This window comes from Desulfosporosinus sp. BICA1-9, assembly GCF_000802135.1.
Genome location: NZ_JUEE01000200.1, coordinates 1 through 26,906 on the forward strand (window position 1 = coordinate 1; position 26,906 = coordinate 26,906).

Genomic DNA, 26,906 nt, shown 5'->3' on the forward strand with positions numbered 1-26,906 from the left:
AAGAAGGACCGGAGTACGAGATGCTGACCGGTAATGAATTATATGTAAATACAGTGACCGGAGAAAGGGAGGAATAGAATTGAGTGAATTAAGCAAAGAAGTTCAAGTAGTATCAAATATCCTGAAAGCTAATGACCTGCTATCTGCAGAATTAAGGAGGGAATTTAAGAGTAAAAAAGTTTATGTTATTAACTTTATGGGATCACCTGGAGCAGGGAAAACATCCATTTTAGAAAGCCTCATTAAAGAACTCAAAGATAACGTTAAAATGGCAGTCATTGAAGGGGATCTCTATACCTCTAAGGATGCAGAACGCATTGAAAAGCAGGGAATACCGGTAATCCAGATTAACACCTGTGGTGGTTGTCACTTGGATAGTACCATGATTAAACAACTCCTCGATAACTTTCCTTTGGAGGGACTTGAACTGCTGATCATTGAGAACGTTGGCAACTTAGTATGCCCGGCAAGCTATGATCTGGGTGAAGAAATTAGAATGGTAGCTCTGAGTGTAACTGAAGGGGATGATAAACCTATTAAGTACCCGGCCATGTTCCAGAGGGCCAAAGTAGTAGTTATTAATAAAATAGATCTTATTGAGCAGACTAACTTTTCCATCGAACAAGCCCTGGGGGACATCAAGACTATTAATCCCGGCCTCGAAGCATTTACTCTCTCTTGTCGTACCGGCCAGGGTGTTCCGGAATTAGCTCAATATCTCTTAGAACAGATCAAAAAGAAAGAAAATGTCAATGATGCATGATAGAACTAGAATTCATATGCTGGTCAAAGGGGTAGTCCAAGGAGTGGGCTTTCGTCCCTTTGTGTATAACTTAGCAAGAACATTAGAGCTAACAGGGTGGGTCAATAACTCTGCTCAGGGTTTGGAAATCGAAGCAGAAGGAAACGAAGGATTGCTGGAAAGCTTTGCTGAACGAATCAGTTCTGAGGCCCCACCTTTAGCCGTTATCGAAGAAATCACGTTAACGAAGTTACCACCGGTCAATTATAAGGATTTTGTGATTAAGGACAGTGCGACGGGAGAACTAAAATTTACGCTTGTTTCTCCGGATGTGGCTATATGCCCAGAGTGTTTGGCTGAACTAAATGATCCGGAGAACCGGCGTTACCGCTATCCGTTGATCAATTGTACGAACTGTGGCCCTCGTTTTACTATCATTCAAGATATACCTTATGATCGTCCGTACACTACCATGGCCAACTTTCTTATGTGCCCTGACTGCCGCAAAGAATATGATGATCCAGAAAATCGCCGTTTTCACGCCCAGCCGAATGCCTGCCCAGTGTGCGGCCCGCAAGTTGTCTTGTTGGACCGCCAAGGCAAGCAGGTCGCAGCACAGGATGCGCCAGAGAAAGCAGTGGAATTGCTTAAGCAAGGGCATATTTTAGCTGTCAAAGGGTTGGGGGGTTACCACCTGGTCTGTGATGCTTTAAGCCAGACTTCCGTGCAAGGCTGAGAAACCTAAAAAATCGGGAAGCAAAACCGTTTGCTGTAATGATGCCTGATATTGAAGTTGTTAAGAAGTACTGCGATGTAACCAACGAGGAAGAAATCGCTCTAATAAGCGAACGTTGCCCCATTGTTTTGTTGAGAAAAAAGGATGATTCGGCGGTAGCCTTTGATGTAGCGCCTAAGAACCGTTACTTGGGAGTGATGTTACCCTATGCGCCGTTGCACCATTTATTGTTCCAAAACGGTCCGGAAGTTTTAGTCATGACTAGCGGGAATAGCAGCGGGGAAGTCATTGAATACAGAGACAATGAAGCACTCGAAAATCTCGGTTCCATCGCTGATTACTTTTTAACCCATAACAGGGAGATTCGTATCCGCACGGATGATTCGGTCGTCCGTTTTTTCAGAGGGCGCCAAAGGATGCTTAGGCGTTCCCGGGGGTACGCCCCTCTGCCTGTGAAACTGCCATTTGAGATCGATAATATCTTGGCTCTAGGGGCTGAGTTGAAGAATACAGTATGTTTAACTAAAGGAAATTCAGCATTTCTAAGCCAGCATATCGGAGATTTAGAGAATCTGAGTAATATGCTTGCTTTCGAACAAGCCGTTGATCACCTGCAAACAATATTTAACCTTATCCCTCAAGCTGTGGCTTATGATTTACACCCTGACTATCTGAGCACTAAATACGCTGAGGAAATCAAGGGATTGGTCAAGTTTCCTATCCAACATCACCATGCCCACATCGCTTCTTGTATGGCCGAAAACGGGGTGGTGAGTGATGTCATCGGGGTTGCTTTTGATGGCAGTGGCTATGGCACGGACGGCACAATTTGGGGAGGGGAGTTTTTCACCGGAAACTATCATGGTTTTGTTCGTTGGGCGAACTTTGAGTGTGTACCATTACCAGGAGGAAGTGCTGCTATAAAACAACCCTGGCGCATGGCTCTTAGTTATCTGTTAACTATGTTTGACCAAAACATCACGCAAATGCCACTGCCGCCTTTTCAGGATCTTGATTCGTACAAGCTGGGTATTGTTAAAGATTTAATTTTAAATGGCAGGACTAACCTCTTGACGTCTAGTGCCGGCAGACTTTTTGATGCGGTAGCTGCCCTAGTGGGAGTGCGCCAGGAAATCAGCTATGAGGGCCAGGCGGCAATTGAATTGGAGCAACTGGCGTTACCTGAACTTCATTGTGAAGGGTACAGGTTCATACTCAATAGAGCCACAAGACCTTGGACTATCCAATTTAAGCCCATGTTTGAAGAACTCATCCGTGAAATTTTGGCTAACGAAGCTATAGAGGTTATGGCTGCGCGTTTTCATCAAACTCTAGCTGATGTAATCTTAGCAACCTGTAAGCTTATCCGGGAGGATACAGGAATCGACAATGTCGTCTTAAGCGGTGGGGTTTTTCAAAACTTACTGCTCTTAGATAAATCTGTGAAATGTTTAGAAAAGGACGGATTCCAAGTTTATACGCACAGTAAGGTACCGGCTAATGATGGGGGGATTTCTCTAGGACAAGCAGTCATCGCCGGGCAGATAAGGAAAGGAGTGTCGTTTTAATGTGTCTAGGAGTACCGGGAGAGATCATTGAAATTAAAGAAGCTATTGGAACCGTGAAAATTGGCGATACGCAAATTAAAGTGGGATTAGATTTGGTTTCTCCGGTAAGAGTAGGGGACTACGTGTTGGTACATGCCGGTTTCGCTGTTCAAGTCATTGATGCACATGAGGCCTCGTTAACTTGGGAGCTTATTAAGGAGTTGGCAACAAATGAGCATAATTAACAAACAACAGGCTGGGGAAGTAGGAGCACAACTTGGGGAAACGTTCCGTCAGCTTAAATTGACGAGGCCTGTAGCGCTGATGGAAGTATGTGGAACCCATACCCATGCCTTATTTCGCAGTGGTATCCGGTCTCTGTTACCGCCTGAAATAAAACTCATCTCCGGACCGGGCTGCCCTGTTTGTGTAACTCCGCCGGGTTATGTCGACTTGGCTCAGGAAATAGCCGGCTACGATGATGTAATCATTACGACCTTTGGAGATATGATGCGGGTGCCGGGGAGTAAAGGATCGTTACTTGAGTCCCAAGCGAATGGAGCAGATATCAGAATTGTGTATTCGCCCCTCGATGTGCTTGAGATAGCCAGATTAAACCCTGCCAAAAAGATAATATTTCTAGCAGTTGGTTTCGAAACGACGGTTCCTACTGTAGCGGCTACGATCGAGCGGGCAGCCGCGCAAGGTCTCGCGAATTTAACATTTCTGACTGCGCATAAAGTAGTGCCGAATGCCTTAAGAGCCCTGTTGAATGACCCGGAAATATCCTTGGATGGGTTTCTTTTACCAGGCCATGTTTCTACTGTTACAGGATTTGGCCTATTTAGCTTCCTCCGGGAGGAATACCGAATTCCGGCTGTCGTAGCAGGTTTCGAACCCGTCGAGATGTTAGCAGCTTTAATAAAACTTAGTACCTTGGCGGCGAATAAACAACCTTCGTTAGTTAATGTGTACGGGGGATTGGTAACTGAAGAAGGAAACATCCGGGCCCAGGCTTTGGTTGAAAAGGTATTTACGTTAGCAGACGTCACCTGGCGGGGTATAGGAACGATACCAGGGTCCGGCCTAGTACTCAAGCCGGAATACTCGAACTACGACGCGCGCTTAGTTTTTGGCCTAGAGGAAAGCCAAAACGCCGGTCCAGCAGGTTGCCTATGCGGCGAGATTCTCAAAGGAAAAAAAACCCCTCCCGATTGCTCTTTATTTAAAACCGTATGCAATCCAGAAAAACCTGTAGGGCCGTGCATGGTTTCCTCAGAGGGCACCTGTGGTGCTTATTATAAGTACCATCAGTAAAGGTAGGTCGCGAGACACTTGCTCAGCCGTGCGCTCGTCGTGCCAAACTTGGGCTTCAATCCGTTATGCAAGCGGGCAGGGCGGAACACGGGTGAGTGTTCCGACCAAAGCGACATCCGACGACCATGGATGGTCTAGTGTCACCGGAGCCAAGGATGGCGGGAGGGGACCTTGTCGCATGGTCGGCGGGAAACGTCCCTGTTTCCCGCCCTGCTTTATGAAAGCGGATTAAAGCCGAGTTTGGCTACGACTTACGCAAAGGCGTCGCGCCGTGTGATCGCGGACCCTGTGGGCCAGGGAAGACTCCCAGAGACTCGTGTAGAAGTTACTTGGCGCTTGGATAAGTACACAGATGAGTGTTCTTGTTCTGGTGTCCTAGCTATTTAAGGAGGAACGTATGGAAGAAAAAGTATTGCTCGGTCATGGTAACGGCGGCAAATACACCCAGAGACTTGTGAAAGAGCTTTTCCATCACTATTTTCGTAATGACTTACTTGATGAGATGAACGATGCAGCCGGATTTTCGACACCCGGGGAGAGACTTGCGTTTACCACAGATAGTTATGTAATCTCTCCCCTGAGTTTCCCTGGCGGAGACATCGGGAAACTGGCCGTTTGTGGAACAGTCAATGATCTAGCTGTGAGCGGTGCCCGACCCTTGTATTTAAGTGCAGGCTTTATTATCGAAGAAGGGTTTCCGATGGCAAGCCTTAGGCAAATTGTTCAGTCTATGGCAGATACGGCTAAAGTAGCCGGTGTGCTAATTGTTACCGGTGATACGAAGGTCGTGCCTAAAGGTTGTGCTGACCAGCTTTTTATCAATACGGCAGGTATAGGGGTCATACTTCCTGGGGCTGATGTGTCAGGAAGTTACGCTAGACCAGGGAATAAGATCATCATTAATGGTACGATAGGCGACCATGGCATGACCATTATGGCCAGGCGGTCGGAACTTAATTTCAATAATCTTCTCCGCAGTGACTGTGCTCCGCTCAACGGGTTAATCCAAGAGTTATTGTTGGACGTGCCAGGTATTAGGGTGCTAAGGGACCCTACACGGGGTGGAGTAGCGACGACTCTCAATGAAATTGCCGTGCAGAGCGGTGTGGGTATTGCTTTAGATGAGGATTCCCTGCCCGTTCAGGGAAGTGTGAAGTCAGCCTGTGATATCTTAGGATTAGACCCTCTATATCTGGCAAACGAAGGTAAGTTTCTGACCGTGGTGCCGCAACCGCAGGTTGAGGCAGCTCTGAATGTCATTCGAAAACACCCGCTGGGGCAGGATGCTGCGGTAATCGGTGAAGTGGTGGATGGCCCTGTCGGTAAAGTGTACCTTAAGACAGGCATTGGTGGAAAGAGGATTGTTGATGTCCTTGTAGTTGATCAACTGCCGCGTATCTGTTAGAAACCTAATAACCTAATAACCTAGTAACCTTATATCCTGATAAAACAAGGATATAAGGTTATTTGTCTTTGAAACTAATCCAAGTAAGTAGAAAAGGAAACGGACTTAAAAGTTATCAATGATAATGTTACAAAAACGTTAAATTTTATTCAAGGGTTCTTCAAATTGGTCATTTATAATTCAAGTATCGAGAAAATCCTGAGGTATGAGATTTGGTAAATATATTATAAAAATTTCCTCGAAAAGGAGGGGCATATGGATAAGCAAATGACAGTGACAGATCATTTGGGGGAGCTTAGATACCGACTCATTATTTCATTTGTGGCGCTGCTCGCCGGCACCACCGTGATTTATCTAAATATGAATAAAGTTATCATGTGGCTTACGGCTCCATTAAGTGGAAAGCAACTGTACTTTACCGGTCCTGCTGATGGCTTTTTTACAACTATTCAAATAGCAGTCGTAGGGGGGATTATGGTTAGCCTGCCGGTGCTTATTTACCAGGCCATAGCGTTTATTATGCCAGGCTGTACTCGACAAGAACGGAAGACAATTTTCTTTGCCATTCCGCCGGGTTTGATCCTTTTTGCTTTGGGAGCAGGCTTCGGTAATCAAGTGATTTTCCCTTTGGTACTACGATTTTTTATGGGGGTTGGGGAGGGCTACCTTAACCCTATGCTTCTTGGTGTTAAATATTTTTCTTTCCTATTATTATTATCACTTGCTATGGGTGTGTTTTTTGAAATTCCCATCGTAATGATAGCCCTCAGCCGGCTGGGCTTAGTAAAATCCAGAAAGCTTAGAAATACGAGAATATATGGCTACATTGGAGTCCTTCTCCTCATAGGACTGATCGTACCTACCCCAGACGTTTTAACTCTAGTGGCCATTTGTGCCCCAGTACTTCTTCTCTACGAATCGAGCATTTGGGTTATTTACTTTATGGAAAAAATTAAGATGAAGAAAGAAAATGTTAACTATGCATGAGACAAAAGAATTCACAGGTAATCATGAGCATAATGGATAAACGCTGACCAAGGAAATAGGAAGTATAAAAAAAGATTATCCTATCAGAGATATTCGCAAGAAACGTGAGGCTATGAAAGAGAGGGCGTAAAATGAAAAATAAAGGTGGACATTTATCACATGGTATCCTAATGTTATTATGCTGTTTGGTGCCGATTATTCTGCTAGGAGTACTGTCATCGTCAAACCTGCAAAGTTCAGGTGTATAAAATGGATTATCGGTGTTGTTAATATTGGCTTGTCCATTAGGGCATTTAGTAATGATGAAATTTATGTCTCATAATCACAAACATCAAGATGTAGCAGATGGGGAGAATTGAAAACAGTAGAATTATGGTAGCAAAAGCGGGGTGAGAAAGCATGATTATTAATTACGTCAAAATCATTGATCGGTTGGAGCGAGCGCGCAAAGTCTTAGCCTTGTCTATTTTGGCGCTGATGGTGGTCACTTTGGTATTCTATCTTAAGGCTGATGTTTTAGTGGAGTTATTAACCGAACCTCTGGGCCAACGGGAACTGGTTTTTCTCAGCCCTGTGGAAGGGTTCATGGCCAAAATAAAGGTGGTGTTTTTCAGTGCCTTCATCGTGTGCTTCCCTTTAATCCTTTGGCAGTCCATCCGTCTTGCAGCTCCTTTACTCACCGATGCTCAAAGGAGAATCGTTTATTGGGTAATCCCTGTCGCCACAATTCTCTTTGCAGCGGGTGTCTTGTTTGGTTATATGGTCATCATTCCCATGACACTAAAGTTTTTATTAAACACAGGTCAACAGTATATGGTGGCGACCTTATCAGCTAGCCTCTACTTTTCCTTTGTAATCATGCTGATTATAGCGATGGGGGCAGTCTTTGAATTACCGTTAATCATGGGCGTTCTGGCTTTAGTGGGAATCATTAGTTCCAAAACACTGAAAGAAAAACGGAAAGTGGCATTCCTTGCGGTTGTCATAGTTACCGCTCTACTTACTCCGACACCGGATGTCTTCACTTTAGTTGCAGCCAGTCTTCCGGTACTTGGTTTATACGAATTGAGCATTTTGCTGATTTCTAGCTATAAAAGAGTTTCCGCAAGAAAAAAACAGTCATTTGTACAAGAGGTATGATTTTAAATATATAAAATCAAGTAGTGTATAGATCAAGATGGAGGTTGGCAGATGAAAAAGACGGCAGTCCTTGGCATAGGAAATATTCTCTTAAGAGATGACGGGATAGGTGTGCGGGTGGTTCAGGAACTGCAGGTGAAAGGATCCTTACCTCATGTAGATTTAGTCGATGGGGGTACCTCCACCTTGGATATGCTGGAGTTGTTTCTGACTAATGAGAGGGTTATTGTGGTGGACAGTCTGTCCGGGGGGCATCCCCCAGGTACAGTATATCGCCTTAAGCCCGAACAGTTAGGTAATTATACCGGTTCAGAGATCTCCCTGCATGATACACAAATCCTTGATTTGGTTAGACTCGCTGGATTGATGGAGAAAAATCCCGAGGTTATCATCATCGGCATTGAACCAAAGGAGATTAAGGAATCACTAGGACTGTCACCAGAAGTGGTAACGATGCTACCTCGGCTGATAGACTTAGTTGAAAAAGAGGCAGTAGCCTGAAGTGCAAGATTGCTTTCCTGAACACCGTTCCCAGCATAATAACAGGTCGCGGGATAAACTATATACCAAGAAGCTAAGACCATGAAGGTTGAGAAAACAGGCCAAAGCCTGGTGATTCCTTCATGGCCTTTTTATTCACTAAGAAATAACAGAAGTATTTAAACTATCGGGAAAGAGGGTTAATATCATGACTGATCGTAAATATGACAGAATAAGCAAAGCCAAGTGGCTCCGCTACGGCAGTGCCGTATTAGGAATACACATACTAGGACTGAGTTTACTGTTTTTTAACGCTGGCAATTATCCACAATTGTTGGGACTTGGCTTCTTAGCTTATACCCTTGGGTTAAGGCATGCGTTTGATGCAGATCATATTGCGGCCATAGATAATACAGTACGTAAAATGGTACAGGAAAAATCAGACCCTACAGGAATAGGCTTCTATTTCTCGCTGGGCCATTCGTCAGTCGTCTTGGTTATGACCATAGTTACAGTGGTATCGATGAATTGGGCACAACAAAACATACCAGAGCTGAAAGAAGTAGGTAGTCTGATTGGTACTGCTGTCTCAGGAGGCTTTTTGATTCTCATCGGAATTTTAAACCTGTATATTTGGGCCGATCTTCATCGGCTGTTTAGACAAATGCGTGAAGGTAACTATAATGAAGATAACTTAGACCAACTTCTTTTAAACAGAGGGCTAATATCCCGTTTCTGTGGACCACTTTACCGCCTTATCACTAAGAGCTGGCATGTGTACCCGCTTGGTTTTCTATTTGGATTGGGCTTTGACACGGCATCAGAGGTGGCCTTGCTTGCTATCTCAGCTAACGCGGCTACTCAATCGATCCCAGTGGGTGCAGTTTTGGCTCTGCCAATGCTGTTTGCGGCGGGTATGAGTTTAATGGACACCGCTGATGGAGTATTTATGACCACATCCTATAACTGGGCCTTTTCCACCCCTTTGCGCAAAATCTATTACAACCTTACAGTCACAGGACTGTCCGTTGTTGCTGCCTTGTTAATTGGAATTGTTGAATTGGGGCAAATTCTTATCGCTAAACTAGGGTTAAACCACGGCCAATGGCAGTGGGTTATGAATTTGAACTTTGGCAATATGGGTTATGTACTGGTTGTTCTGTTCATCTTTAGCTGGGGGATCTCATACTTATTCTGGAAGGTTTTACATCTAGAAAATGCCTAATTAATTATGATAGGTTGCATTTTCTTATTTAACTTTGTAAAAAATAAGCTATAATGTGTAGGCCTAATTCATGATTCAATTATCTTTATAAATTTAAGGAGGAATACAAACAATGATGCATGGATGGGGCGGCTATGGTACTTACGGTGGGGGTTATTGGTGGATGGGCTTAATCGGTATGGCAATCCAAATGATCTTTTGGGTAGGCTTGTTCGTCCTTGGGGTTTATCTATTTCGGCGAATCGGCAAACACGCCCCAATTGAGACGGGTGAAGGAAATGCTATGGACATTTTACGTGAACGGTATGCTCGCGGTGAAATTGATACAGAAGAATTTAACCGCCGTCGTGATATACTGCAAAATAAGTAAGTATCGATTTGATTGGGCGGCTTGATTTTACGGTCCGCCAAAGAGAACAGGCAGCATTAAATGCTGTCTGATTTTTTTATGCGCAACAGAGCAACTCAGCCACCTATAATTTATTGAAAATTGTATAAAAAAGCAGATTTTACCTGCTTTTTCGTATAACTTTCTTTCCATCTTACGGCATACATAATGGTTAATCGTAACAATCACTCAAATATTACAAAAACGTTAACTTTTGTTCAAAGGATATTCAAACTAATAGTCTATTATTTGAATATGGATAGGAGGTGACCCTAAACTTTACAGATTCGATAAAAAACATATTAATCTAATAAACTGCTTATAAAATGGAGGTTATTGTATGCAAATTAGTCGACGAGATTTTATGAAGTGGGCTGCCGGATCTGCTGTGGCCTTAGGACTTACTTCTTTAGATTTAATCAAAGTAGAGGAGGTTTTGGCTGCAAGCACCAGCCCACCGGTTATATGGCTACAAGGTTCAATGTGTACGGGTTGTTCTATTTCTCTACTTAACGCCACCCAGCCGACCACAATCGATGATGTGCTGTTGAACCAAATCAGCGTTAAGTATCATCCTAATCTGGCCACCGCAGTCGGTGATCTGGCGGTTACTTCAATTATTGACACATCCACTAATTATAATGGGGAATTTATTCTCTGTATCGAAGGTGGTATTCCGACAAGCACAAATGGTAATTACTGTGTCATCGCAGACAAAAAGGAAAAAATTGGACTATGCTCGATGCGGTTAATGAATTAGGACCAAAAGCGAAATATATTTTGGCTATAGGCACGTGTGCTTCTTTTGGCGGAGTAGTCAAACCGTCTACTTACACAGGTATTAAGACAGTAAAAGAAGTTTTGAATGGGAGAACACGGAACCCAATCATAAATTTGCCGGCTTGCCCGGCTCATCCGGAAACCATGGTTGGAACGGTAGTAACTTTGTTAACCAAAGGCCTTCCTAAATTAGATAGTTATGGTAGGCCAACTCAATATTACCCAACTACAGTCCACAATAATTGTCCTCGCCGTCATACAGAAATGGTGGATCAATACGGTGCTTTTGGCTGCTATAGAGGGATTGGTTGTAAAGGACCTGAAACTACTTTCAGCTGTCCCCTCCTTAAATGGAATAACGGTGTGAACTGGTGCATTGATAAGGCTGACATGCAGTGCATAAGTTGCGCTTCCCCGAGTTTTCCAGAAGGGCCTTTTTATTACGGTGGCATGGGCTCAGGCGACATGGGTTCTGGAGGAATGGGCTCTGGTGGAATGGACTCCGGTGGCACGAGTTCTAACCAGAGTTCCAGCATCGTGAATTCAATCAAGTCTAAATCAAAGTCGTATTAGTATAAAACTAGCTGATTAGTAACTTAACTTAAGAAAGGAATCAGAATTATGCCAAATACTATTACTATAGACCCGGTAACCAGGGTAGAAGGTCACTTAAAAGTAAAGGTAGAGCTGGACAGCAGCAATAAAGTCACTACGGCCTATATGACAGGTAACTTGTTTAGGGATATGGAAAACATCTTGAAGGATCGACATCCTTGGGATGCGATCCACATTACGCAACGGATTTGCGGGGTTTGCCCTGTCTCCCATGCCATTGCTTCGGTTAAAGCCAATGAACAAGCCATGGGTTTTACACCAAGTTCACAAGCCACTTTGCAGCGTACTGTCATTCAGGCAGGAAACTATTTACAAGACCATATCCTGCATTTTTATCATTTGAGTTTAATGGATTATATTATTGGTCCCCAACTGAATCCTTGGTCACCCGGGTATGATGTGGACATGCGGATCAATAGTTCGAACACTCAACGCCTAATCAATAATTACTTGGAAGGCCTAAAAGTCCGTCGTCAGGCACAGGAAATGGTAGCTATCCTAGCCGGTAGGGTACCTCACGTAATGAGTATAGCTCCCGGTGGCGTAACGATGCCCCTCGAGGCCGGGCTAATAACTCAAATGAAGAGCTACCTGGCAACCGTCAAAGACTTTATAAACAATAAATATTTGCCGGATGTAGAGATCTTAACGAGCGCATACAGCGATTACTTTACTATAGGTCAAGGCCCGGGCAATTTCCTCAGTTATGGTGTTTTTGATCAGGCAGACGGTATGCTGTTTAAGAGTGGACGACTCGCCCAAGGTGTAAGTGAAAGTGTGGATCCCGAGAAAATTAGTGAATATGTTCAGTATTCGTACTATTCCAGCCCCAGTGGCTTAAACCCGGCGAAGGGCCAAACAACTCCTGCTTACGGTAAAAGCGGAGCTTACACCTGGTTAAAGGCGCCCCGTTATGAAGAACAGGTGTATGAACTTGGTCCCTTAGCCCGGATGAATATAAACGGTTATTACAATGGCAAGGTGTCTGTTATGGACCGCATTAAAGCTCGGGCTCTGGAAACCCAAAAGATTGCGGAAGCCCTTACGGGATGGATGAATTAGCTTGTTCCTGGACCTAGTGCTTATAAAAAAATTACTACCCCACCTAATTCCGGTACCGGCATTGGGTTAACGGATGCTCCTCGGGGAGGACTGGGTCATTGGCTAAACATTAGTAACCAAAAAATAAGTTCCTACCAGGTAATTACCCCTACCTGCTGGAATGCATCCCCCAGGGATGATAAGGGAGTCCCCGGGGCCTTAGAACAGGCTTTGATCGGCACCCAAGTAGCGGATCCGGCGCGACCGATCGAATTGTTGCGGATTATCCACTCCTTTGATCCGTGCACTGGTTGTGCCGTACATGTGATTAGTCCGGAGAAAGGAATTGATAAGGAGTTTATTGCCACCCATCCCGGTGTTACGGGGTTCGGTAGATGAAAATAAGGAGGTATAGATCATGCCCAGTCTTGGTTTTCCGGAATTAGTGATTATCTTGGTGATGGCTCTGATCATTTTTGGACCAGGTAAGTTGCCTGACGTGGGTCGTTCGGTGGGGAAAGCTCTGCGGGAATTCAAAACGGCTAAGGACAGTGTAGTCAGTGATATAAAAGAAGATAACAAGGAGAATGTCAATGTCACTGGATAAACTCGAACCATAGTATTTGCTTCGAACCGTAACACCTTGAATTTTGAAGAAATAGGTGTTGCAAATGCCACCTGAAAAATCCCAATCGTAAGATTGAATAGCATTAACATTAGTTACCTTCCCGATAGAGCGCCCAGTTATCATTAATTGAGCCTCTACGACTTCCCATGGGGAAGTCTCTACTCAACGTAGATATCTTAATAACAAAATAAGGGGAAGAAGAGTGAGTAAGCGTGAGATTGCGAGCCTAGCTAGCGAACTCTCTCACGCTCGCCTGCTACGCAAACGGTTTTGCATGACAGCGACCTCGATGATGGAAGCGAGCTGACGTCCTGGTCGTACTGGAACCGTCACTTTGGGGACGGGGATACCAAGAATAGTTGAGGTTTGAGGAGGATCAAGGCCCAAGCGGTCGTAATGCTTACCTTCTTCCCATTCCTCTAATTCCACGAGCAGATGGAGTTCTTTTTCTTCACGAACAGCACCTGCGCCAAACAACTTCGTGACATCCAAGATACCGAGACCTCTCACTTCAAGGAGATGGCGGATGGTTTGAGGTGCTCTGCCACGCAAATTTTCCTCGTCTACCCGCTGTACCTCAACGGCATCGTCAGCTACCAATAAATGTCCGCTCCGAATCAGTTCTAAGGCTGTTTCACTCTTTCCAATGCCGCTTTCCCCAGTGATCAGCACGCCCACCCCGTAGACATCGACCAGAACACCGTGAACCAACGTGGAGGGTGCCAGCCGATTGGCTAGAAAATGAATGAGCAAATAATAGAGCTGAGTGGTGGAACGTTCGCTGGTCAGCAGAGGGATACCCCGCTCTTGTGCCAGTTGGATAAATTCAGGAGGAATCGGCAACCCCCGGGTTACGATAATACAGGGGACTTCTTGGAGCATAACCTTCGCCAGATTCTCATAACGAAGATCTGGCGAAAGTTGTTGGAAAAGACCAAGCTCAGAACGGCCATAAATCTGGATTCTCTGCGGGGTAAGGTAGGTCAGGTAGCCTACTAATTCAGCGCTAGGGCGCTTGAGGCTGTAATCTGTGATTTCCTTATTCAAGCCCACTTGCCCGGCGATGACTCTAAAAGCAAATTCCTCCACTAACTGGCTAATTGTTAACACTCTAACCCTCCTCCCTCCGTTCACTAGGACAGAGGGTAAAATGACTGGAGCACTTCTTGAACTTCAGCAGTACTAGCACAGGCTAGAACGGATTCCACTAATTTTTCTCTTTCTGCAAGCGATAATTCCAGTTTCGCCAACGTAGTACGGACTTTAGCTAAAGAACCCGGTGCCATGCTCAGTTCTTTGATGCCGACTGCGCTAAAAAAGGGGGCTAAAAGTGCTTCTCCTCCTGCCTCTCCACAGACGCCCGTCCAGATCCCGCTCCGGAGCGCAGCTTGACTGACGCGGGCAATCATACCCAAAACAGCCGGATGATAAGGCTGGTAGAGTTCCGCTAGTTCCGTGTTTTCCCGATCTACTGCCAGCATATATTGGGTTAAATCATTCGTGCCAATCGAGAAGAAGTCAACTTTAGCAGCAAACTTATCTGCTAGCCAGGCGGCTGAGGGAATTTCAATCATCATCCCGATCTGAAGTTCTCCAACCGGATGACCGTCCTGCAAAACTTCGTCTCGAGCGGCCCATAGGTTTTCCTTGGCCTGAGCGAGTTCCTCCAGTGTCGCTATCATAGGAAACATAATAGCCGTGGGGCCGGAAGCTGCTGCTCGCCATATGGCCCGCAGCTGTTGACGGAAAAGTTCGGGACGCCGCAAAGTGAGTCGAAGCGCCCGTACTCCAAGAAAGGGATTTTTCTCCTGCGGAAGTTGCAGGGCGGGGGCTTTTTTATCTCCCCCGATATCTAATGTCCTGATTACGGTCAGTTGGGGCGCACAGGATGCAATCACCTGGCGATAAGCTTCAACTTGTTCTTCTTCACTAGGAAGATTCTCTCCCATAAATAAGAACTCAGTTCGATATAACCCGATACCCTGGGCCTTAAACTTCTGCACAAGTGGCAAATCACCCGGGCTACCTATATTGGCAGCTAAAATCATTCCTTGAAGAGAGCCACTTTGCGAAGAAATATCCTCTTCCCATAACCCGTTGTCAGCAGAGGTTATGTGACCTTCGGCTGAAAGGCGAACCCAACCTTCCTCTCCGTCCAGCTCAATCCATTTTTGAACCCTTAGATCTTCCCAGCCTTCAGCGACACCCACGAGAGCTGGAATCCCGTAGGTACGTGCCAAAATTGCCGTATGAGAGGTTTTTCCTCCTTGGCGTACAATGAAGCCAAGCACTCGCTCCTTTGGCAAGGCAATGGTTTGGGCAGGAGTTAACTCATCGGCCAGAACAACATAATTCCCTGTTTTCGGAAATAAGTCAGAAACCTTTTCTTGAGTATCCTGAAGGTTCCGCAGTAATTGTACCAAAACATCCTGTACATCCACGGCACGCTCTTGAAAGTACGGGTCTTCTAGGCTACGCAACATTTGCATCGCTTCCTCCGCCACTTCTCGGAGAGCCTGTTCAGCGCTTAACTGCCCCTTCTGTAAGCGCTGTTGGGCTTCACCAATAAACGAGGGGTCACTGAGTAAGAGTTTGTGCGCGGCAAAAATTTGTGCTACTTCCTCACCTTGTTCAGCTTTGACTTGCTCTTCCAGGCTGGTTAAATTCCGTTCCGTACGAGTAATAGCTTGTTGTAAACGTGCCAGTTCCTCTTCCACAGATCTATCTGTGGGAGTTTCGCGCGCTGCGTCCGCTTGAAATTCTTTCAAGTACCAAATTGGGCCTGCTGCTCGTCCCGCCGAAACTCCAAGTCCACGCCAAATCTTCTCATTCATAGAATCTACCTACCTGTCTTGGTTTTCAAGATCAATCATTAATTGTTCTAAAGTAGCAACGGCTTCCGTTTCATCCTCGCCCTCAACCAAGAGCTCAAAAACGCTACCCGCCGACAGTCCCAGAGAAAGAATCCCTAAAATACTTTTGCCCTCGACGACGGAGCCCCCGCGTTTAATTTTGATTTTACTGCGAAAACGGCTTGCTGTTTGAACCCACAAAGTTGCCGGGCGAGCATGAAGTCCCGATTTGTTGTTAATGGTCAATTCACGAGTAAGCATGACTAGTCCTCCCATCTCTCGAGAAGATAACGTTCTGCTTCCGCACACCATAACCCCTTATTCTTGCTAACGATCTCCGCCAGACGTGCAAAGTGTGGCTCAGTGACGCCCAGCACCGCAAAATCTTCAATGGCTGTTAATTTCATAGTAATATGCGTGTAAATCAGTTTTTTCCCCCCGGGAATATTGGGTAAGTTTAAGACAGTCTCCGCCACAGCATCCAAGCCGCCAATGTGCGTAACCATCACAGCAGGATTGATTTTCTTCTCTTCCGTCATCTTCAGAGATTCAAGCAGATCCGCCGTATTTCCACCAGTTGTTCCCATGATATGGGTCGATCCATAATGAACGTTATACAAGTTCAGTTCCGCGCCGAATTGGGGATCTGTCGGGCCGGCGAAAAAGTTGAGACAGCCGTCACGCCCCAAAATCTTGTCCCCTTGTTCAACCAATGGTTTAACCGGTGTAAAGACAAAGACATCATCAAAACCAGCATCGCCTGTCAAGGCACGCAAGTGAGCTGGAACATCGTCCACCCCTTGCGTATTGACAAATACCAACTCCACCCCGCATTCCTTGGCTTCTTCTGCCGTGAAAATTGTGCGAGCCCGGGCAATTTTCTCTTCATCGATATCCGAGACCACTAACAGGGAGGGGCGTCGCTCAGCATGCAGAGCATAATCAATGGCCCCTAAACCCATTGGTCCGGCAGCTCCCAACAGCGCCATTTTGCCGCCTTCTACGATCCCCATGCGATGTTCATAACTTCCCATACTCGTGTGATAGCTGGCGTGGAAAGCACCGATTATACAAGACATCGGTTCCGCTAAAGAAGCTTCATAATAGGTTTCTCCTTGATAGTTAAGGAAGCAGCCGATCTCCATAACCTCGCGGGGAATCACATTATGGGTGGCGTCCCCACCAAAATAGCGGTAAGAATAGCCGGGAGACCACATGCTGCCCTTGTAATTTAAAGCAGGTTGCAGGGCAAACTTATTTCCTTCCTTAAACTGCCCCTTCAATTTTTCTCCAACTTTCACAATATTGCCGGCAAACTCATGTCCAACAATGATCGGATGAACATCCACATCTTGAGGTACTCTTTTGTGTCTTTTGCCCAAAATCGCTGCTTTATAGGTCGACATGCAGACACTGTCCGAGATGACTTCAACCAAGATTTCTTCATCCGTAATCTCCGGCAGTTCAAACTCTTCTAGACGAAGGTCTTTTTCATTATATAAGCGCACAGCTTTAGTTTTCATTAGTTTACCCTCCAGATGTCATTTAAAATAGCAAAGCTTCAGGCTATACTAGCCAGGTTTGTTTCTTATCCTGATAATAAGCTCTTATCATTTATCGCGGTGGTGTTTTAAGCAAGAAGGTGATAGCGCACTTGGTCCAGATAGGAAAGCACTTTACTCAGCTCCGGCGGTTGAGTTCCTGGGGTAGTAACTTGTGCCGCGCTGGTTGCTATTGACCAGCGAACAGCTCGAGCCAAATAATCCTCACCTGCCGGGACAAGGGTCAGGGCAGCCACCATAGCATCTCCCGCTCCCACTGTACTTTTAACCTCTATCGGCAGACCTTCGGCATGAATGACCTGCTCCTGATAGGCAAATAGTGCACCCTCGGAGCCCAGTGAAACCACCAACACTTCCACCCCTTGTCTCAGCAAGTTACGGGCAGCCGCCGCCACATCCTCAAGGCGAGAGAGTTTGTGCCCAACAAGGTGTTCTAGCTCATAAAGATTAGGCTTAACAAGAAAAGGTTTTGCTTTAAGTCCTTCGCGGAGCAACTCGCCTTCCGCGTCCAAAAACGTTTTTCCACCAAGTGCTTTAGCTCGTTCCAACCATTGTCGGTATAAGGAGGAGGGGACAGAGCTGGGGACACTGCCCGAGAGAACTAAGCTCGTCTCGGAACCAAGATCTTTAAAAATCTTTTCTTCAAGTTGTTTAAGATCATCCTCAGAAATCATGGTTCCAGGTTCGTTGATATCTGTAAAGGATGAGTTCACAGGATCCACAACTTTTAAGTTAGTGCGAGTCTCCCCTTCAACATAGAGAAAATCATGAGCTATCCCCCTGCGCTCGATTTCGGCTTGAATAAATTCTCCATTACGCCCTGCCAGGACACCCACTGCAATACTTTTCCCGTTCAACGCCTGGATGACCTTGGAGACATTAATTCCTTTCCCTCCGGCATCCAACTGAAGTTTTGAGATTCGGCTAACAGCCCCCAAGCGAAAATCTTGAACTTCAACGGTTTTGTCGATAGCGGCATTCAAGGTGACAGTTTTGATCATCTTATGCATCACCGCCAGCCAGAATCTGCATAACTTCTTGCTTGCTTGAGGCTAGTTTAAGCCGAGTTACATTCTCTTCATCCTGACAAACCAGTGCAATGGTCGAAAGAAGCTCAAGATGTTCATCGTCTTTGCCCGCGATTCCAATCAAAACATAGGCTGTATTCCCCTCACCGAAATCAACGCCCTCTGGATATTGGAGCATAACGAGCCCAGACTTCAGGATATAGGGAATATATTCCGGCAAGCCATGCGGAATGGCTACACCATTACCGACATAAGTCGTCAAACTCTGCTCGCGTTTTTCCATCCCTTCCAAGTATTCACTTCGGATATACCCATTCATTCTGAGAAGTTCGCCCGCTCTTAAAATGGCAGCACTTTTCGATTCACGAGCCAGGTTAAGTTCTATATTGTTTTCATTAAATATTGCAAGATCCACTACTCTTCCTCCTTATTTAGTATCTCGACTAGTTCACTACGTATATCTTTCAAATCTCCGAAACGCAAAACCTCGGCAAAGAGATCATTTTCTACCATCGCAACACTGATTTTTCCGAGCAGTTCAAGAATGTAATTGCTTTCATCTTTGCGAGCAAGCATAACGAGGAAGGTATCGACTTCTTCAGAAGAGTACCCAATTCCTTTGGTTTTGATAAAGTTTTTGAGCCGATAGGCACCTACAAACGGTGCCGAAATTTCTTCCGCACGAAAGTGGAGGAGAGCTACATGACGTCCAGGGATAATAACATTCCCTTTTTCTTCTCGTTTTGCAATCAAATGATGAATGCGTTCTTTGTCTGCAATCAAGTGAGATGCGTGTATTTCCACGACAATTTCCCGAATTGTATCATGGTATGTCTCGGCCATCAAATCTTTAAGCTGAAAATTCTTGAGCATGGTATTGGCCACCTCAAAATCTCTTTCAGTTTCGTCGGGTTCGCTCATCGGTAAAGATACATCCTTTTGCAGGACACCCTCTTTCACCATCTTATTAATTATCGTCTTGATTTTCTCGATATCTTCTTTCGGCAGAAAAGGAGATATCACCACTAGCTCTGGCGCGATTTTATGCTCGATGTTGACAGTTGAAACTACCATGGTATAGTCGTTTTTGATCTTATCATGCATATCCCGTAAGGAACATATCTCGATGGTTTCAAGATTGGCAAACTCATTCCTAATTTTGTGATACAGCATTTTGGCCGTACTCATACCATTGGGGCAAATGATGAGCATACTGATTTTTTTCTCATTTTTTTGCTGACGTTCGAGGGCAGCACCGATATGCATTGTTATATACCCAACTTCATTGATGGGTATCGTTAAGTTATATTTTGAAAAAACATGCCGACACGCATAAGAGACCGCATTATAGAGTCGCTTATAGTAGTGCCGGATCTCATTGATGATCGGATTTCTTACTTCCAGCCCCATTGTCAGGCGGTACAATGCCGGATTAATGTGCTGGATCAGACCCCTCAGCAAATTCTCATCACAAATGATTTTCTCATTGAGTTTTTTCCCGGTGAGATAGATCACTTCCCTGATCAGACCTTCAAGTTCGAAACCCAGTCCCTTAGCGTCATTTTCATCCTGAAACAGGTTCCTTTCACCATGTAAGTGCATCGCCAGATAGGCTCGTTCGTTCTCTGGCAGATCAATGCCGTAGGCGTGGAGAATTTCCTGAACCTGAGTCATAAAGCCAAATTCTTCTGAGGATAGGATATCCTGGACCAGCTGTGTCGGCAGTTCGATGGGGGTCTGACTCTCGGTGCGTTTAATAACTAGCAGTAAGTGAATATATGCACTAAAAAACTTGATATCATTTGTCAGAGGCACGTTTTCATAAATTTCTTCTATCAGCTCTTTGGTCAAGGAGGTTAACTTTTCCCCAAAAGTAACTTTAAAAAAAGCTAATAACAGATAATCTTTGCTATCTTCATAAAGAAATGTCAACAATTCACTAAGGGGTTTGTAGTTATAGATGAGATCGACAAAAGCGTTGCGCTTATGCCAATCCGAACCCTTGATTTCTAGACCGTACCCTCTTTTACGAACTAAGGTCAGGTTTTTTTCTTGCAACCAACTTTGAATTTTGTCCAGATAGAAACCAATGGTTCCCTCAACGACATTAAATTGATGGCTAAAGTAAGCGGATTTGATCGGTTCATCCGCCAGAAGGAGTTGAGCAGTGATCAGAACTTGACGTTGCTCTTGGTTAAGCATCCAGAGATGAGGAATTTCTTTGAGGGTCTCCCTCACTTTGGTCAATTCTCGCTCTGCTCCGTCGATATGGAGCGTCCCACCGCGTTCCGAGATACGCACCTTGTGTTGCTTAAGCCAATCGTTCAGAGCAGATGTCTCCCGTAATATCGTCCTCTCACTGACATCAATTTGTTGAGAAAGGCCCCTAATTGTTAGAGGACCTTTCTCCATGAGATTATTCATGATGAACTTTTGCCGAACAGTTAGTTGTTCCACATTCTCACAACCTATTTGATTAAACTATTGACGTAATCTTCATAAGCTGATTTATCTAAGAAGTTCTTGATGGTGACAATTTCCGCCTTAGGCACAACCTGGGCAGCGCGATCCGCCAACCCTTCCTGGGTAAAGACGACATCGACCTCCGCAGGAATCTGGTTCACTGCCGCATGTCGCACTTCAATGTTCAAACCCGCTTCTTTGATTTTTTTCTTAAGAATAGACTCTCCCATTGCCGATGAACCCATACCCGCTTCACAGGCGAAAATAATCAATTTCGGCATGCGAGTGGACTTTTGGCCCTTGCTCACTGCTTTCATATTTGCAATAGTTTGTTGAGCTACTGCAAGGTCCTCACCACTCACTTCTGTTTTATCCCGCTTCAAAATGACAGAGGCGATCAGGAAGGAAACTACTGCACCAACGGCTATTCCAAGCATAACAGGCAAGAAGCCGCCTCTAGGGGTCAGCGCCATTTCAGCAAAAATACTACCAGGCGAAGGAGTGGCTACTAAACCGGCATTTGTTAATACGAAGGTTAAATTGGCAGCAATCCCTCCACCAATCACAGCAAGCAATAAGAACGGTTTCATTAGAACATAGGGAAAATAGATTTCGTGAATTCCGCCAAAGAACTGGATGATGATAGCACCAGGAGCTGATTGTTTTATTAACCCTTTACCATACAACCAATAAGCAAGCAAAATTCCCAAGCCAGGTCCAGGATTTGTTTCCAGTAGGAAGAAAATCGACTTACCGGCTTCTGCAGCCTGTTGGATTCCTAAAGGCGCGAGAATACCGTGATTAATGGCGTTATTTAAAAATAATATCTTACCGGGTTCAATAAAAATAGCTATGAGTGGAAGTAATTTTGCCTCGGTGACAGCTACCGCTAGATTACCCAACACAGTCGAAAAACCTTGGACCACTGGTTCGATAACGGTATAGGCGAGGATCGAGAGCAAGGCTCCTAATATTCCCGCAGAGAAAGTATCGATTAACATTTCGAAGCCAGTGGGAACTTTACCTTCGATTAGCTGGTCATGTTTTTTGATAACCCAGCCACCTAAAGGCCCCATGATCATAGCGCCGAGAAACATAGGAATCGAAGCTCCCACAATAATACCCGCAGTGGCAATGGCGCCTACGACTCCCCCCCGATGATTGTAGACCAGTTTTCCACCCGTATAACCAATCAAGAGGGGAAGTAAATAAGAAATCATCGGTCCGACCAATTTAGCCAAATAGTCGTTGGGTGTCCATCCCGTGGGAATAACAAAAGCAGTGATCAAGCCCCATGCAATGAAGGCGCCAATATTTGGGATGACCATCCCGGCAAGGAAACCGCCAAATTTCTGGATCTTAGCTTTTGTTTTACTGCCGCCGGTAACTAGAGAATTTACATTTGCCGACATATCCATACCTCCTTTGTTTGATATGTTCATCTTAAGCTCGGCAAAGTGATTTTACAATTTAAACAAAACCAATCTTGACACCACATTTTACTGACAATTTTAACAATTAATTTTCTGCCAATATTCGGTAAAGCCCCATGAAGAGGATACCCCTTCTTGCGGTGTTAGTTTTATTAATACTTACCATAGCATTCCCCCTAAAGGCAGCAAACCTTTCCGTCCCTCAACCGAGCAGTGAATTTTTCTTATCCTGATCATCCTGTTGTTTTATGTCGACCAGCGCTTGTTTAACGTTTTCTTCTTCGATTTGATTTTGGGAATGTTACTCTGGGGCAGAGGAGGCGGTGGATTCAGTGGTGGCGGTGGTTGAGGTGAAGGAGGGGTATTATTCAAAACTTTATAATACTCTAGTTCGCAGACGTATACTGATTAGAATTGTCCCAGAGGGTAGATAATAAGTCGAAAAGAATATTATAAGTGACTGGGATTAGCCAATTGTCAAGAAAATTATTGAAACCCATGGGGGCACAGGGCACATCAGTGTCTGGAGTAAACAGTTGAAGGAACGTTATTTACGATTATCTTCTCTAACGGAAAAGAAGATGCATGGAGGAATGTCAACATGAACCATCTACGAATCCTAGTTGCCGATGATGAGGAAAAAATCCGCCAAGCAATTGGTATATATCTAAGAAAAGAAGGTTTTATAGTCGGTGAAGCGGTAGATGGCGAAGAAGCACTGAAAAAGTTCCGCTCTGAACCTTGGGATATCATTATCCTCGATGTAATGATGCCAAGAATTGACGGTGTTAAAGTTTGTGAGGAGATTAGGAAGTCATCTACAGTTCCTATCATCATGTTAACGGCAAAGAATGAAGAAGTTGACAGAATCCACGGCTTAGAAACAGGGGCTGATGATTATATGGGTAAACCCTTCAGCCCCAGGGAACTGGTTGCCAGGATCAAAGCCGCCTCGCGTAGAGCTTCAAGCGGATCTGCGCCTGATCAGCATATTTTGACGTTCACTGGAATGAGAATAGATTTGATTAATCGGGATGTCTTTGTTTTGGACGAACCAATTTATTTAACGCCCAAGGAATTTGACCTCTTATCTATTTTAGCTAGGTCTCCTAAGCGAATATATAGCAGAGAGCAATTGTTAAGTGTATGGGGTATCGATTATTACGGTGATGTTAGAATAGTAGATACTAACATTAATCGCTTAGGGATAAATTACGAGTTCCCGGTGCACCTTCATTTGTTAGCACAGTGTGGGGCAGGGGATATAAGTTTGAAGTAATTGAGACTGAATAGGGCCTTAACGTTTCATTTGATGTTCTCCAGAGCCATCTGAACTGCCTGAGTCACCTTTCATGGGTATTGACATAGATTCTGACGGGCCACCGCTCATATGTTGGCTTTCAGGCATAGAGTATCCGGATGATGTTGACTCTTCAGCTTTGTCGGGTGAGCTTTGACTTGATCCTGACGCGGAGGAATTCTTTGCTGGTGTACTCTCACCAGTCATCGGATTTCCCATTGAGTTAGTCATTTCCTCATGCATCTCGCTTTGAGAAGATATGGCCATGCTCTCTTTCGGGAAAAGTGAAACTAAGGTGGTATTTGCCTCGGCCAACATATGAAGGGCATCTTTCGAATTAGAACCATTAGTATTTACAATTAATCCTTGTTCCAGAATCCGCTTGTAAATCTGATAATGATTCACACTCATACCAAGGCTTTGAGCTGTTTTCTGAGTTTTTTCATCTGTCTTACTAACCATCATGTTAGCAGAGATGTTTTTCTCAAGCATATGGCGTTCGATAGAGTCTCGCAGTTTCGCTTGATCGATAACGTCCACCGATTGGTTATCCATGGGGATAATGCTCGTCAGGATTAGGCTGTTACCTTGATTAAATACTCCTTGATTATTCGCTTTATCGATAATCAGGTCTACAGCAGCATAGATGTCCATCCCTTGAAGTTGAAGGTTCGATGGTGTATTTCCGGACCCTTGAGTTACACCGATTACATCAAGAACTTTAGCTTCACGGTCAACTAATAGTTCCAAACTTGTGTCCATATCCATCACAACAGCTGCCACAGCAGTATTAGGCCCTGAGACTATGTTGAAGACACTTAGAGTCAAGGCGAGTAGCAGGATTGCAGCGATAGAACCAAATTTGAGGAGTCTATGACTTAGCGGGTTATGCATAGGTAGCTCGGTTTCAATAACCTGTCCGAGGGCAGGAATGGTCTTCGGCGTTTTGATTTCCAAATAGTCACCGCTTTCAGTGTAAAGGATGGTGGCTTTTTTTGATGTCTTCATGACAATGCCTCTCGTCTTTTTCATTAAGCTAACCCCTCTCTTTAAGTTATTGGTCTATCTGAGTGAAACTTTTCAAAGATTCGAGTTCTGGATCCGATAGAATTAGAGCTGTTGCAATCAAATATTTTCTACCTCTTTCTAGAACCTTTCGCTTCACGCCTGTAAGGAGTTCTAACTCTTTGAGCGGTAAAAGCTTTGTTTTAGTTAGGTGTTTTAATAAATTAGGGTGTGCACAAAGCTCTTGGGCAACTCTCCATAGAGTTGCCTTACTGTCACTATGCTTCGGGGAAACTTCGACTAAGTCTTCCAATGTTATTCCGTACTCGACTAGTAAAATGGTATAGTTTTTTATTGTCTCTGCAAAATCATTTTTTTGTTCTTCTTCTTTATATAGTTCAAACGATGATGCTGAATCATAATCATATAGATCATTTTTGTCAGCCTCCAATGGGGTAAGAGAGAGTACTTGATGTTTAGACTCTTTGCGAAAGTAGTCTATCAACCGTCTGGTAATAACTGTTTTGGCAAAACCGTAGAAAGACGCTCCGTCATTAGGTTTAAAACTGTCTATTGCTTCATTAAAAGCGACTAGAGCGATGCTTAGCTCGTCATCATGTCCCCAGGTGAGATAGCGTTTGCAGATGTTGGAGCTGATTTTTATGATAAAAGGCTTGTGATTTTGTATGAACTCTTCTCTAATAAGTTCGTTTCCTTCTTTGGCTAGTAGTAAAGTTTGCTGAATCGTTAATTCTGGCACTTCAACCCCTCCACTTATTAGATTATTTTCGTATATGTATCAGAAATTTAAGGGGGTACCCGGGGAAAAAGTCCTGTCAAGAAAATTTCTCAACCTACCCCTCGATAATTATTAGTGGTGCCGCCTAACGACATGGGGGTCTGACTAGATAAAAGAATGGCTCAGACCATTATTAAGGGTCTGAGCCTTTAGACCTCACTGAGCTTAAAAACCCAGTCGATCTTGCTTAAAACGATTAGAATGCTCGTTCAGCGCCAACGTATACATATTTCCAATAGGGAACAAGATTATAAATGGTAACCCCTTTGGAACTGGAAGAGTTGATGAACTGACCGTTTCCTAGCCCAGGGTATCATTTCTTTATGAACTTGCTATGAAAAACCTATGAATTTCTTGTGAATACTGGACGGCAGTTCAATGGAGCAGTACAAGCATAATTAATCTATGGTGTTGTATTGATTTTGAATTTGAAGCGGATTTTGAATTATCTAGCTTGTTGGGAGACAAAATACCACTTAATGTAGGTCAATTAAGATTGTAAGGAGGGAATTCAGACTGATGATGAATGGATGGGGTGGCTATGGTGCTTATGGTGGAGGTTATTGGTGGATGGGCTTAATCGGTATGGTAGTCCAAATGATCTTTTGGATAGGGTTGTTCGTTCTTGGGGTTTACCTATTTCGGCGTATAGGCAAACACACCCCTATTGAGACAGGTGACCGGGGAGATGCCTTGAACATTTTACGTAAACGGTATGCTTGCGGAGAAATTGATACAGAAGAATTTAACCGCCGTCGTGAGATTCTGCAAAATAAGTAAGTATCCTAATGCATGCCCAATGCAAGAAGAGAACAGGCAGCTTGCAATGCTACCTGTTCTCTTTTTATTTTAAATTCGAAACTTTTTAGTGAGTACTGTACTATGTGGTAGTCAAAATTCGCATTCCTTTTTGCATCATACATATAATTTATATTTTCGTGTCCGATGATATTTTTTCTCAATAGGATTCAGCTGTGTCGATAAATTTAACGTGAAAGAATCTCCACGAATTCTTCTCCCGTAATGGTTTCCTTATTCAACAAGTAACGCGCCAGCTCGTGCAACTTATCTGTATTTTCTTTCAGAATACTGATTGCCTTTTTATGAGCACTCTTAATAATGGTTAGTACTTCATCATCAATTTTTGCCGCTGTTTCAGCAGAACAGGTAAGGGAAGTATCACCTCCAAGGTATGGGTTATTCACAGTCTCTAGTGCCATCATATCAAAGTTTTTGCTCATACCCAACCGGGTGACCATCGAACGAGCAATCTTAGTTGCCTGTTCGATGTCATTAGACGCTCCTGATGTAAAAGTACCAAAAACCAACTCCTCAGCGGCGCGACCTCCGGCAAAGGTGGCAATCTTGTTGAATGCATCTTCCTTGTTCATCAACACACGCTCGCCTTCCTCCACCTGCATGGTGTAGCCAAG

30 protein-coding genes and 2 pseudogenes are annotated in these 26,906 nt (G+C 44.5%); 20 read left to right on the forward strand and 12 right to left on the reverse strand.

Annotated elements, in window-relative coordinates:
• Nucleotides 1-79 precede the first annotated feature (79 nt).
• From hypB to JL57_RS24625, 18 genes are all read left to right on the forward strand, one after another.
• Nucleotides 80-763 carry a hydrogenase nickel incorporation protein HypB gene (gene hypB / locus JL57_RS24565; protein WP_034144567.1) on the forward strand — a complete coding sequence of 228 codons (684 nt, stop codon included), beginning with the start codon at nucleotides 80-82 and terminating at the stop codon, nucleotides 761-763.
• Nucleotides 753-1,478 (forward strand): acylphosphatase, encoded by a 726-nt coding sequence (locus JL57_RS36625; RefSeq protein WP_366557087.1) that lies wholly within the window; start codon nucleotides 753-755, stop codon nucleotides 1,476-1,478. Before hypB ends, JL57_RS36625 begins: the two co-directional genes overlap by 11 nt.
• 38 nt (nucleotides 1,479-1,516) lie before the next feature.
• Entirely contained in the window at nucleotides 1,517-3,046 is a 1,530-nt protein-coding gene (gene hypF / locus JL57_RS24570) for a carbamoyltransferase HypF (protein WP_366557088.1), read from the forward strand.
• On the forward strand, nucleotides 3,046-3,270 hold the full coding sequence (locus tag JL57_RS24575; protein ID WP_034144568.1) for a HypC/HybG/HupF family hydrogenase formation chaperone: 225 nt from the start codon (nucleotides 3,046-3,048) through the stop codon (nucleotides 3,268-3,270). Before hypF ends, JL57_RS24575 begins: the two co-directional genes overlap by 1 nt.
• A complete protein-coding gene (gene hypD, locus JL57_RS24580; RefSeq protein ID WP_034144569.1) occupies nucleotides 3,257-4,342 on the forward strand; it encodes a hydrogenase formation protein HypD in 1,086 nt (361 codons plus the stop codon). The genes JL57_RS24575 and hypD overlap by 14 nt, the downstream gene beginning before the upstream one ends.
• 171 nt (nucleotides 4,343-4,513) lie before the next feature.
• Complete coding sequence (locus JL57_RS35465) at nucleotides 4,514-4,729, forward strand: hypothetical protein (RefSeq protein ID WP_291300527.1); 216 nt, start codon at nucleotides 4,514-4,516, stop codon at nucleotides 4,727-4,729.
• 10 nt (nucleotides 4,730-4,739) lie between these two features.
• Complete coding sequence (hypE, locus tag JL57_RS24585; RefSeq protein WP_034144570.1) at nucleotides 4,740-5,747, forward strand: hydrogenase expression/formation protein HypE; 1,008 nt, start codon at nucleotides 4,740-4,742, stop codon at nucleotides 5,745-5,747.
• 255 nt (nucleotides 5,748-6,002) lie between these two features.
• On the forward strand, nucleotides 6,003-6,734 hold the full coding sequence (gene tatC / locus JL57_RS24590; protein ID WP_034144571.1) for a twin-arginine translocase subunit TatC: 732 nt from the start codon (nucleotides 6,003-6,005) through the stop codon (nucleotides 6,732-6,734).
• Between the two features lie 260 nt (nucleotides 6,735-6,994).
• Entirely contained in the window at nucleotides 6,995-7,093 is a 99-nt protein-coding gene (locus JL57_RS36630; RefSeq protein ID WP_366557089.1) for a DUF2933 domain-containing protein, read from the forward strand.
• Nucleotides 7,094-7,133: 40 nt separating this feature from the next.
• Nucleotides 7,134-7,874 (forward strand): twin-arginine translocase subunit TatC, encoded by a 741-nt coding sequence (gene tatC, locus JL57_RS24595; protein ID WP_291300528.1) that lies wholly within the window; start codon nucleotides 7,134-7,136, stop codon nucleotides 7,872-7,874.
• Nucleotides 7,875-7,925: 51 nt separating this feature from the next.
• Nucleotides 7,926-8,375 carry a HyaD/HybD family hydrogenase maturation endopeptidase gene (locus JL57_RS24600; protein WP_034144572.1) on the forward strand — a complete coding sequence of 150 codons (450 nt, stop codon included), beginning with the start codon at nucleotides 7,926-7,928 and terminating at the stop codon, nucleotides 8,373-8,375.
• A 187-nt stretch (nucleotides 8,376-8,562) separates the two neighbouring features.
• Complete coding sequence (locus tag JL57_RS24605; protein ID WP_045690929.1) at nucleotides 8,563-9,579, forward strand: HoxN/HupN/NixA family nickel/cobalt transporter; 1,017 nt, start codon at nucleotides 8,563-8,565, stop codon at nucleotides 9,577-9,579.
• A gap of 112 nt (nucleotides 9,580-9,691) precedes the next feature.
• Entirely contained in the window at nucleotides 9,692-9,949 is a 258-nt protein-coding gene (locus JL57_RS24610) for an SHOCT domain-containing protein (RefSeq protein ID WP_034144573.1), read from the forward strand.
• Nucleotides 9,950-10,307: 358 nt separating this feature from the next.
• Entirely contained in the window at nucleotides 10,308-10,727 is a 420-nt protein-coding gene (locus tag JL57_RS36635; RefSeq protein WP_366557090.1) for a twin-arginine translocation signal domain-containing protein, read from the forward strand.
• Nucleotides 10,703-11,320 (forward strand): hypothetical protein, encoded by a 618-nt coding sequence (locus JL57_RS36640; RefSeq protein ID WP_366557091.1) that lies wholly within the window; start codon nucleotides 10,703-10,705, stop codon nucleotides 11,318-11,320. The genes JL57_RS36635 and JL57_RS36640 overlap by 25 nt, the downstream gene beginning before the upstream one ends.
• A 48-nt stretch (nucleotides 11,321-11,368) precedes the next feature.
• Complete coding sequence (locus JL57_RS24620) at nucleotides 11,369-12,424, forward strand: nickel-dependent hydrogenase large subunit (RefSeq protein ID WP_291300529.1); 1,056 nt, start codon at nucleotides 11,369-11,371, stop codon at nucleotides 12,422-12,424.
• A 30-nt stretch (nucleotides 12,425-12,454) separates the two neighbouring features.
• Nucleotides 12,455-12,802 (forward strand): nickel-dependent hydrogenase large subunit, encoded by a 348-nt coding sequence (locus JL57_RS35470; RefSeq protein WP_291300532.1) that lies wholly within the window; start codon nucleotides 12,455-12,457, stop codon nucleotides 12,800-12,802.
• Between the two features lie 19 nt (nucleotides 12,803-12,821).
• A complete protein-coding gene (locus tag JL57_RS24625; protein WP_034144574.1) occupies nucleotides 12,822-13,010 on the forward strand; it encodes a twin-arginine translocase TatA/TatE family subunit in 189 nt (62 codons plus the stop codon).
• A 264-nt stretch (nucleotides 13,011-13,274) separates the two neighbouring features.
• Here JL57_RS24625 and hprK read toward each other — a convergent pair whose 3' ends face one another.
• The 8 genes from hprK to JL57_RS24665 all read right to left on the reverse strand — a co-directional run bounded on the left by hprK (nucleotide 13,275) and on the right by JL57_RS24665 (nucleotide 22,348).
• The gene (hprK, locus tag JL57_RS24630; protein ID WP_291300530.1) at nucleotides 13,275-14,141 is read right to left on the reverse strand and encodes an HPr(Ser) kinase/phosphatase; all 867 of its coding nucleotides are present in this window, start codon (nucleotides 14,139-14,141) and stop codon (nucleotides 13,275-13,277) included.
• Nucleotides 14,142-14,164: 23 nt separating this feature from the next.
• Nucleotides 14,165-15,865: a phosphoenolpyruvate--protein phosphotransferase gene (ptsP, locus tag JL57_RS24635; RefSeq protein WP_034144576.1), complete on the reverse strand. Its 1,701-nt coding sequence runs from the start codon at nucleotides 15,863-15,865 to the stop codon at nucleotides 14,165-14,167.
• A gap of 9 nt (nucleotides 15,866-15,874) precedes the next feature.
• A complete protein-coding gene (locus JL57_RS24640) occupies nucleotides 15,875-16,144 on the reverse strand; it encodes an HPr family phosphocarrier protein (RefSeq protein WP_034144577.1) in 270 nt (89 codons plus the stop codon).
• Between the two features lie 2 nt (nucleotides 16,145-16,146).
• Nucleotides 16,147-17,406 carry a zinc-binding dehydrogenase gene (locus JL57_RS24645; protein ID WP_034144578.1) on the reverse strand — a complete coding sequence of 420 codons (1,260 nt, stop codon included), beginning with the start codon at nucleotides 17,404-17,406 and terminating at the stop codon, nucleotides 16,147-16,149.
• 107 nt (nucleotides 17,407-17,513) lie between these two features.
• Complete coding sequence (gene pfkB / locus JL57_RS24650; protein WP_034144579.1) at nucleotides 17,514-18,446, reverse strand: 1-phosphofructokinase; 933 nt, start codon at nucleotides 18,444-18,446, stop codon at nucleotides 17,514-17,516.
• Between the two features lies 1 nt (nucleotide 18,447).
• The gene (locus tag JL57_RS24655) at nucleotides 18,448-18,888 is read right to left on the reverse strand and encodes a PTS sugar transporter subunit IIA (RefSeq protein WP_034144580.1); all 441 of its coding nucleotides are present in this window, start codon (nucleotides 18,886-18,888) and stop codon (nucleotides 18,448-18,450) included.
• Nucleotides 18,888-20,930 (reverse strand): transcription antiterminator, encoded by a 2,043-nt coding sequence (locus JL57_RS24660; protein ID WP_034144581.1) that lies wholly within the window; start codon nucleotides 20,928-20,930, stop codon nucleotides 18,888-18,890. Before JL57_RS24660 ends, JL57_RS24655 begins: the two co-directional genes overlap by 1 nt.
• An 11-nt stretch (nucleotides 20,931-20,941) precedes the next feature.
• Nucleotides 20,942-22,348: a PTS mannitol transporter subunit IICB gene (locus tag JL57_RS24665; RefSeq protein WP_034144582.1), complete on the reverse strand. Its 1,407-nt coding sequence runs from the start codon at nucleotides 22,346-22,348 to the stop codon at nucleotides 20,942-20,944.
• Between the two features lie 622 nt (nucleotides 22,349-22,970).
• Here JL57_RS24665 and JL57_RS24670 point away from each other — a divergent pair.
• The gene (locus JL57_RS24670; RefSeq protein WP_366557092.1) at nucleotides 22,971-23,648 is read left to right on the forward strand and encodes a response regulator transcription factor; all 678 of its coding nucleotides are present in this window, start codon (nucleotides 22,971-22,973) and stop codon (nucleotides 23,646-23,648) included.
• Between the two features lie 18 nt (nucleotides 23,649-23,666).
• On the opposite strand, the gene JL57_RS24675 is transcribed toward JL57_RS24670, so the two are convergent.
• From JL57_RS24675 to JL57_RS35475, 3 genes and pseudogenes are all read right to left on the reverse strand, one after another.
• Nucleotides 23,667-24,701, reverse strand: a complete 1,035-nt coding sequence (locus JL57_RS24675) for an anti-sigma factor domain-containing protein (protein ID WP_291300531.1) — start codon at nucleotides 24,699-24,701, stop codon at nucleotides 23,667-23,669.
• Between the two features lie 22 nt (nucleotides 24,702-24,723).
• Nucleotides 24,724-25,434, reverse strand: a complete 711-nt coding sequence (sigI, locus tag JL57_RS24680) for an RNA polymerase sigma-I factor (RefSeq protein WP_034144583.1) — start codon at nucleotides 25,432-25,434, stop codon at nucleotides 24,724-24,726.
• Nucleotides 25,435-25,669: 235 nt separating this feature from the next.
• Nucleotides 25,670-25,777 (reverse strand): annotated as a pseudogene (locus JL57_RS35475) (hydrolase); the annotation flags it as partial.
• 215 nt (nucleotides 25,778-25,992) lie between these two features.
• On the opposite strand from JL57_RS35475, the gene JL57_RS24685 reads away from it, so the two are divergent.
• Nucleotides 25,993-26,253, forward strand: a complete 261-nt coding sequence (locus JL57_RS24685; RefSeq protein WP_034144584.1) for an SHOCT domain-containing protein — start codon at nucleotides 25,993-25,995, stop codon at nucleotides 26,251-26,253.
• Between the two features lie 206 nt (nucleotides 26,254-26,459).
• Here the strand turns inward: JL57_RS24685 and JL57_RS24690 are convergent.
• A pseudogene (locus JL57_RS24690) lies at nucleotides 26,460-26,906 on the reverse strand (cell division protein FtsH); the annotation flags it as partial.

What these genes read in the sequence shown, in the direction of transcription:
- JL57_RS36640 (WP_366557091.1), top strand. Translation starts at nt 10,703, where the DNA reads ATGCTCGATGCGGTTAATGAATTAGGACCAAAAGCGAAATATATTTTG.
- JL57_RS24670 (WP_366557092.1), top strand. Translation starts at nt 22,971, where the DNA reads ATGAACCATCTACGAATCCTAGTTGCCGATGATGAGGAAAAAATCCGC.
- JL57_RS24620 (WP_291300529.1), top strand. Translation starts at nt 11,369, where the DNA reads ATGCCAAATACTATTACTATAGACCCGGTAACCAGGGTAGAAGGTCAC.
- JL57_RS24610 (WP_034144573.1), top strand. Translation starts at nt 9,692, where the DNA reads ATGATGCATGGATGGGGCGGCTATGGTACTTACGGTGGGGGTTATTGG.
- JL57_RS24645 (WP_034144578.1), bottom strand. Translation starts at nt 17,406, where the DNA reads ATGAAAACTAAAGCTGTGCGCTTATATAATGAAAAAGACCTTCGTCTA.
- JL57_RS24675 (WP_291300531.1), bottom strand. Translation starts at nt 24,701, where the DNA reads ATGAAAAAGACGAGAGGCATTGTCATGAAGACATCAAAAAAAGCCACC.
- JL57_RS24685 (WP_034144584.1), top strand. Translation starts at nt 25,993, where the DNA reads ATGATGAATGGATGGGGTGGCTATGGTGCTTATGGTGGAGGTTATTGG.
- JL57_RS24640 (WP_034144577.1), bottom strand. Translation starts at nt 16,144, where the DNA reads ATGCTTACTCGTGAATTGACCATTAACAACAAATCGGGACTTCATGCT.
- hypE (WP_034144570.1), top strand. Translation starts at nt 4,740, where the DNA reads ATGGAAGAAAAAGTATTGCTCGGTCATGGTAACGGCGGCAAATACACC.
- tatC (WP_034144571.1), top strand. Translation starts at nt 6,003, where the DNA reads ATGGATAAGCAAATGACAGTGACAGATCATTTGGGGGAGCTTAGATAC.
- JL57_RS36635 (WP_366557090.1), top strand. Translation starts at nt 10,308, where the DNA reads ATGCAAATTAGTCGACGAGATTTTATGAAGTGGGCTGCCGGATCTGCT.
- JL57_RS24575 (WP_034144568.1), top strand. Translation starts at nt 3,046, where the DNA reads ATGTGTCTAGGAGTACCGGGAGAGATCATTGAAATTAAAGAAGCTATT.
- ptsP (WP_034144576.1), bottom strand. Translation starts at nt 15,865, where the DNA reads ATGAATGAGAAGATTTGGCGTGGACTTGGAGTTTCGGCGGGACGAGCA.
- JL57_RS36625 (WP_366557087.1), top strand. Translation starts at nt 753, where the DNA reads ATGATGCATGATAGAACTAGAATTCATATGCTGGTCAAAGGGGTAGTC.
- tatC (WP_291300528.1), top strand. Translation starts at nt 7,134, where the DNA reads ATGATTATTAATTACGTCAAAATCATTGATCGGTTGGAGCGAGCGCGC.
- JL57_RS24605 (WP_045690929.1), top strand. Translation starts at nt 8,563, where the DNA reads ATGACTGATCGTAAATATGACAGAATAAGCAAAGCCAAGTGGCTCCGC.
- pfkB (WP_034144579.1), bottom strand. Translation starts at nt 18,446, where the DNA reads ATGATCAAAACTGTCACCTTGAATGCCGCTATCGACAAAACCGTTGAA.
- JL57_RS24625 (WP_034144574.1), top strand. Translation starts at nt 12,822, where the DNA reads ATGCCCAGTCTTGGTTTTCCGGAATTAGTGATTATCTTGGTGATGGCT.
- hypD (WP_034144569.1), top strand. Translation starts at nt 3,257, where the DNA reads ATGAGCATAATTAACAAACAACAGGCTGGGGAAGTAGGAGCACAACTT.
- JL57_RS24600 (WP_034144572.1), top strand. Translation starts at nt 7,926, where the DNA reads ATGAAAAAGACGGCAGTCCTTGGCATAGGAAATATTCTCTTAAGAGAT.
- hypF (WP_366557088.1), top strand. Translation starts at nt 1,517, where the DNA reads ATGATGCCTGATATTGAAGTTGTTAAGAAGTACTGCGATGTAACCAAC.
- JL57_RS24665 (WP_034144582.1), bottom strand. Translation starts at nt 22,348, where the DNA reads ATGTCGGCAAATGTAAATTCTCTAGTTACCGGCGGCAGTAAAACAAAA.